Origin of the sequence: Emticicia sp., from assembly GCF_049241225.1 — a bacterium.
Classification (GTDB): domain Bacteria; phylum Bacteroidota; class Bacteroidia; order Cytophagales; family Spirosomataceae; genus Emticicia.
On sequence record NZ_JBMLRC010000459.1, the window covers coordinates 1 to 6,591 of the forward strand.

The window sequence follows — 6,591 nt, forward strand, 5'->3', positions numbered from 1 at the left end:
ACATCGCTGATTTCGTCAACAGGCTCAAAAATCGAAAGACCGATTTTCATGACATCAGAACGGCATTCGGCCAAAAATCGGTCGTAATAACCTTTTCCATAGCCAACTCGATAGCCTTTTTTGTCAAAACATAATAATGGAATCAGAACTAAATCTATATTGAAGACTGAAGACTGAGGACTGCCAACTGAAGATGGTTCGGGAATTTTCCATTTATTTTCTTCAAAAACTGTATCTTTCGTGAGTAAGTAATGACTCATGCTGCCATCTTCGTGGCTTTTCGGAATGACAATATCAGTGGCAAAGTCTTTTTGTAGTGTATTGATAATGAGCCAAGTATCTATCTCATTATTGCGTCTGATGGGCAAGAAAGTATGAATCGTGGCGTAGGCATGCACAGGAATACTTCTAAAAAACCAGTCGTGTATTTTTCTCGAAAAGCCCTCAACTTCTATTTCGGTGAGGGCTTTTCGTTTTTGGAGATATTCTTTTCTTAAATCCTGTTTCTGCATACGTAATAGTTAGTCCAAATTTTATGCTGTGGACTATCGACCGTGGACTAAACCAACACTTCATTGGCATTTTCAATGGCTTTGCGTTCTTTCCATTGTTTCCACGAATCACCCGCCAGTTTGGTCATGCCTTTATCAATAAATGTATGCCTTACCACATTCCAGCCACCACGAGCAGTTGTAAAGATAGAATCATTTGCTCGAAGTGCCAAACTAAATCCACCATCGACATACTTAATATAATGCCACCATAACGACGGAATAAATAGCGTTTCGCCATGACCAAAGACGGCCTCGTACCCTTCCAAGTTTTTCATGGCAGGATAACGCTCGTAGTCTGGGTTTAGTGGATTTACGTGAGATTGCACCGTAAACGGGTGTTGGTAAAGATTCGCACTCTTATCGGGTGAGAAAAGAATTGCTTGCTTACGAGTCTGAAACTGCGTCAGGAATACATTCGAGCAGTCCATGTCATAATGCAGATTCACGACCGAATTTTGCCCCCCAAAAAACATAAATTTATAGCTTTTCAGGAAGCCATCCATGATTGTCGGGAAACGAATATCGTTAGCCAGTTCTGGTACAATCTTAAAAATATCGAACAAGAATATACGTAAGTCAGTAGGTCCTTGCTCAATAAGTGTTAAATACTCGCCAAAAGGCATAGTTTTGGCCGCTTGAAAGTAATTTTTGGTATCGTGAATATGGTTATCAAACAAGGGAACCTGTATATGCCCGTAGTTTTTGCGTAACCAATCGAAAGTCCATTTATCAAGGGCAGGCCAATCCTTCACCAAATCAGTAAAAATGACAGGTTTTTTGGGTTTTAAATAACTTTCGATGAATTCTTCACGACTCAGATTGCTGCGTCGCTCAATTGGTAATAGTTTCATAATGTGCTTTGATAAAGTTTGTGTTTAATTAACTCAAGTAAATGACAATACAAGAAGGATTTTCCCCTAAAACGTCTCCAAATAAAATTTGGTTTCCTTACAAATACCTTCGCACTAAATTATGTTTTTCTTCATAGAAAATCTTGGTAAAACAAATTTTATATTAGTATGCTTGCATACTAATATCTTTCATGTATATTTGCCTTGAAATTATGCTTGCATAACAATATTAGGCTTTATATTCAAAGAATATTATTCAATGGAGTACAACAATAATCTCAATCGAACTTTGGCAAAATTGCAGTCATTTCCTACGTTTATGCGTGGTTTTATGCGAGATTTTGCCATCGGTCGATTCGTAAAGTTTGTTGGTACGGCAGGCATACATTTCGAGAAAATGACTTGTAATGAAGTCGCAGTAACACTTCCAAATCATAACAAAGTACAAAACCACATTGGGCAAATTCATGCCGCTGCAACCACACTTTTGGCCGAAACGGCTTCTGGAATGGTAGTCGGCATGAACATTCCCGATGATAAACTTCCGTTGATGAAAAACCTTTCGGTGAAGTTTATCAAACGAAGTCAGGGGCAACAACGGGCAATAGCTACGCTAACCGATGAGCAAATAAAGCAAATCAGAGATACCGACAAAGGCGAAGTGAATGTTACGGTAAAAGTGACCGACGAAACGGAAGAAGAAGTGGTTATAACAGAAATGATTTGGGCGTGGATTTTGAAGAAGAAATGAGAGGAGTCGATAGTCCATAGACGACGGTCGATAGTTTTGTTTTTTTCATTTAATATTTTACAACAGCTATGGACTATGGTCTATTGACCATCGACTAAAAATATGATTTCAGCGGAAGAGAATTTTCAGAATGAGTTTTTAAGACCGATTTTGAAAGAACAAAATGAGTTATTGATTGCGGTTTTCAAGCAATATTTGGTCAAACATAAAGTTGTATTTGAAAGATATTCGCCCGAAGACCAAGCCAATTACATCGAAAATACCATCAAAAAAGACGCACAATTACGCAATTATTTTGTTGGAATGATAATCGGAAAACTTTCCGTTGAGCAATATAAAGATTATATTTCGCTGGAAACTGAGTTGAATCGAAGAATAATCACAATGCTTGTGAAAAGATTACAGAGTCAGATGATTTAGAAATAACATGACGTTTTTGCCACGAATACACGAATTAAAAAATTCCTATTCGTGCATTCGTGGCAAAATCTTAAAAAGACATTTTGAGTAAAAAATCAAACACAAAACCATGAATCGTAGTATCAAAAAAGTAGTTGTTTTGGGTGCGGGCATTATGGGAAGCCGTATTGCGTTGCACTTTGCTAATATCGGAGTGGAGGTGCTACTCCTCGACATGGTTCCGAAAGAACCAAACGACGCCGAAAAAGCCAAAGGACTTGACACCGCTCATCCAGCCGTGCGAAATCGTATCGTAAGCGAACTTTTCCAAGCTGCTGTAAAGGCAAGTCCTTCGCCAATTTTTAGTCAGAAATCACTGAGCCGAGTAAAACTGGGCAATTTTGATGACGATATGCCAAAAATCGCTGCCTACGATTGGATTATCGAGGTAGTTGTCGAGCGTCTCGACATCAAGAAAATTATCTACGAAAAAGTTGAGAAATTCCGTAAGCCAGGTACACTTATCACCTCAAATACATCGGGTATTCCGATTCATTTGATGGCAGAAGGCCGCTCAGAAGATTTCCAGAAACATTTCTGCGGTACTCACTTCTTCAATCCGCCACGTTATTTACGTTTGTTGGAAATCATTCCAACTGATAAAACTGATAAATCGGTAGTTGATTTCTTGATGCACTACGGCGATTTATATTTGGGTAAAACCACTGTTTTATGTAAAGATACACCTGCATTTATTGCCAACCGTTTGGGAATTTATGCGATGGTTCAAACCATCCGAGTGGCCGAAGAAATGGGTTTAACCGTTGAAGAAGTTGACAAACTCACCAGTACAGTGGTTGGTCGCCCAAAATCGGGTACTTTCCGCTTGTCAGATGTAGTTGGTTTAGATACAACCGTTAATGTTTGTAATAACCTAATCAATGTTTTAGAAACCGACGAATCGAAAGATGCCTTTATTTTGCCGCCAACAATGGCTAAATTAATGGAAAACAAATGGCTCGGAGATAAAACTGGTCAAGGTTTCTACAAAAAGACTAAAGACGAAAAAGGCAAAACGCTCATTCTTGCTTTAGATTTGAAGAGTTTTGAATATAAACCTTCAGAAAAAGTAAAATTTGCTACGCTTGAAAGCACCAAAAGCATCGACGATTTGAAAAAACGTTTCTCGGTTCTTTTGGCTGGTAAAGACAAAGCAGGTGAATTTTACCGCAAAACTTTTGCCGATGGTTTCCGTTACGCTACCAACCGTATTCCAGAAATTTCGGACGAATTATATAGAATTGATGCCGCTATTTGCTCAGGTTTTGGCTGGCAAATGGGTATGTTTGAAACTTGGGATGCCATTGGGGTTCGTCCGATGATAAAAATCATGGAAGATTTAAACCTCAAACCAGCGGCTTGGGTTTATGAAATGCTTGAAGCTGGCAATGAGACTTTCTATAAAGTTGAGGCAGGAAAACGTAAATATTACGATATTCCGAGCAAATCATACAAAGTAATTCCAGGAACAGAATCGTTCATTATTTTGGATAACCTCCGCCAAACCAACGTAATTTGGAAAAACGCAGGTTCAACAATCTTCGATTTGGGTGATGGCATTGCAGGTGTAGAATTCCACTCAAAAATGAATACTTTCGGAGCAGAAGTAGTAGAAGGCTTGAATAAAGCGTATGCCATTGCCGAGAAAGATTTCAGAGGTTTGGTGGTTGGAAATGATTCAAACGAAGCGTTTTCAGCGGGTGCAAACTTGGCGATGTTGTTTATGTTTGCCATCGAGCAAGAATACGACGAAATCAATATGATGATTGCACAATTCCAGCAAACAATGATGCGTGCGAGATATTCGTCAATTCCAGTAGTTACGGCAGCTCATAGCTTGGCTTTGGGTGGCGGTTGTGAGTTAAATCTTCATGCCGATAAGGTGGTGGCTCATGCCGAAACCTACATGGGCTTAGTTGAATTAGGAGTTGGTTTGATTCCAGCAGGTGGCGGAACGAAAGAAATGGCACTTCGTTGCTCTGATGCCTACAAAACTGGCGACCCAGAATTAAATATCCTCCAAAATGCCTTTATGAATATTGCCCAAGCGAAAGTTTCAACTTCGGCACAAGAGGCTTTTGATATGGGTTATTTGAAAAACGACAGAGATAAAATTGTATTGAATCGTAGTCGTTTGATTGCTGAAGCAAAAGAAGAAGCCATCAAACTGGCTGAAGATGGTTATACTCAGCCAAAACAACGTACTGATATTAAGGTACAAGGAAAAGCAGGAATTGCTCTTTTCAAGGCGGGTATCACGGGTATGTTGATGGGTAAATACATCACCGAACACGATGCAAAAATTGCCGATAAACTAGCCTACGTAATTTCGGGTGGAGATTTGAGTTATCCGCAAATGGTTACTGAGCAATATTTATTGGATTTAGAAAGAGAGGCATTCTTATCACTTTGTGGAGAAAAGAAAACTATGGAGAGAATGCAGGGGTTACTTAATGGAGGAAAGCCACCTCGTAATTAATTTCTTTACCACGGAGGCACAGATTAAAAGATTTGCACAGAGATGATTACTCAGAAATATATTAATCAGATTAGTTATCAAGTTATAGGTTGTGCAATGGAGGTTCATAAACAACTTGGGCCTGGTCTTTTGGAATCTGTTTATGAAGAGTGTATGATTGAAGAGTTGAGATTTAAAGGTTTGGTTGTACAAGCTCAACAAAAAGTGCCTCTTTTTTATCGTGGTAGAGCATTAAAAACAGAGTTGCGTTTAGATATTATTGTAAATGATTTAGTGATTTTAGAATTAAAAGCAGTTGAGACAATGATTCCTTTGTATAAAGCTCAATTGTTATCTTACTTGAAATTAAGTAGCAAACCAAAAGGACTTCTAATTAATTTTCATTGTGAAAATATAAGAGAACAATTGGTAGCATTAGTAACAGATGAATTTTCAAAATTGCCAAAAGAATAATCTAAAAATCGGAAGAACAGGTTCTATAAATTTTCTCCGTGAAAATCTTAAAATCCGTGCCTCCGTGGTAAAAAAATAAAAAGAAAACATGAACGCATATATAGTAGCTGGCTACCGCAGTGCAGTCGGCAAAGCACCCAAAGGAGTTTTTCGCTTTACTCGCCCCGACGATTTGGCGGCTGATGTAATCAAGCACCTCATGGCACAAGTGCCAAACCTCGACCCTGCTCGTGTTGATGACCTCATCGTAGGAAATGCCGTTCCTGAGGCCGAGCAAGGTATGCAAATGGCTCGTTATATTTCGCTTTTGTCGTTGGGCAAGAGCGTAGCGGGCGTAACCGTAAACCGTTATTGTGGTTCGGGCGTCGAGACAATCGCAATGGCTGCTGCAAAAATTAGTGCAGGAATGGCCGATTGTATCGTGGCAGGTGGAACAGAGTCAATGTCGATGGTGCCAACAACTGGTTGGAAAATGGCATTGAATTATGGATTAGCTTCGCACCATCCAGACTATTACATCGGAATGGGACTTACGGCCGAACAAGTGGCACAACAATTCAACATCGGTCGTGAAGAGCAAGATGTTTTCTCTTACAATTCGCACCAAAAAGCATTGGCTGCTCAAGCGGCTGGCAAATTCGATGCTGAAATTGTGCCAATTACGGTAAAAGAAACATATTTCGACGAAGCCACTGGCAAGAAGAAAAACAAAGAATATACAGTAACCAAAGACGAAGGCCCACGTGCCGATACCAGTGTTGAAGCCTTAGCAAAACTTCGTCCAGTTTTCTCGATGGGTGGAAGTGTAACGGCTGGTAACTCTTCTCAAACTTCTGATGGTGCAGCTTTCGTGATTGTGATGTCAGAAAGAATGGTGAACGAATTGGGTTTAAAACCAATCGCTCGCATGATGGCTTATGCTTCGGCGGGTGTAGAACCACGCATCATGGGTATTGGACCAGTGGCAGCGATTCCGATTGCTTTGAAACAAGCAGGTTTGAAACAAGATGATATTGATATTATTGAACTAAACGAAGCATTTGC

At 39.6% G+C, this 6,591-nt stretch carries 7 protein-coding genes; 5 read left to right on the top strand and 2 right to left on the bottom strand.

The window, feature by feature from the left end; genetic code table 11:
• Together ACOVO2_RS23510 and ACOVO2_RS23515 are read right to left on the bottom strand one after the other, a co-directional pair.
• Nucleotides 1-512 (bottom strand): 5-formyltetrahydrofolate cyclo-ligase (locus ACOVO2_RS23510; protein WP_421772315.1); only part of this gene is annotated, 512 nt, incomplete at its 3' end.
• Between the two features lie 47 nt (nt 513-559).
• Nucleotides 560-1,405 (bottom strand): cupin-like domain-containing protein, encoded by an 846-nt coding sequence (locus ACOVO2_RS23515; RefSeq protein WP_421772316.1) that lies wholly within the window; start codon nt 1,403-1,405, stop codon nt 560-562.
• 259 nt (nt 1,406-1,664) lie between these two features.
• Between ACOVO2_RS23515 and ACOVO2_RS23520 the strand changes: the two genes are divergently transcribed.
• The 5 genes from ACOVO2_RS23520 to ACOVO2_RS23540 form a co-directional block, all read left to right on the top strand.
• Entirely contained in the window at nt 1,665-2,156 is a 492-nt protein-coding gene (locus ACOVO2_RS23520) for a DUF4442 domain-containing protein (protein WP_421772317.1), read from the top strand.
• Between the two features lie 102 nt (nt 2,157-2,258).
• Nucleotides 2,259-2,576 carry a glyoxalase gene (locus ACOVO2_RS23525; protein ID WP_421772318.1) on the top strand — a complete coding sequence of 106 codons (318 nt, stop codon included), beginning with the start codon at nt 2,259-2,261 and terminating at the stop codon, nt 2,574-2,576.
• A gap of 109 nt (nt 2,577-2,685) precedes the next feature.
• On the top strand, nt 2,686-5,094 hold the full coding sequence (locus ACOVO2_RS23530; protein ID WP_421772319.1) for a 3-hydroxyacyl-CoA dehydrogenase/enoyl-CoA hydratase family protein: 2,409 nt from the start codon (nt 2,686-2,688) through the stop codon (nt 5,092-5,094).
• Nucleotides 5,095-5,136: 42 nt separating this feature from the next.
• Nucleotides 5,137-5,547, top strand: a complete 411-nt coding sequence (locus ACOVO2_RS23535; protein WP_421772320.1) for a GxxExxY protein — start codon at nt 5,137-5,139, stop codon at nt 5,545-5,547.
• An 88-nt stretch (nt 5,548-5,635) separates the two neighbouring features.
• Nucleotides 5,636-6,591: acetyl-CoA C-acyltransferase (locus ACOVO2_RS23540; protein ID WP_421772321.1), on the top strand; the 956-nt coding region annotated here is incomplete at its 3' end.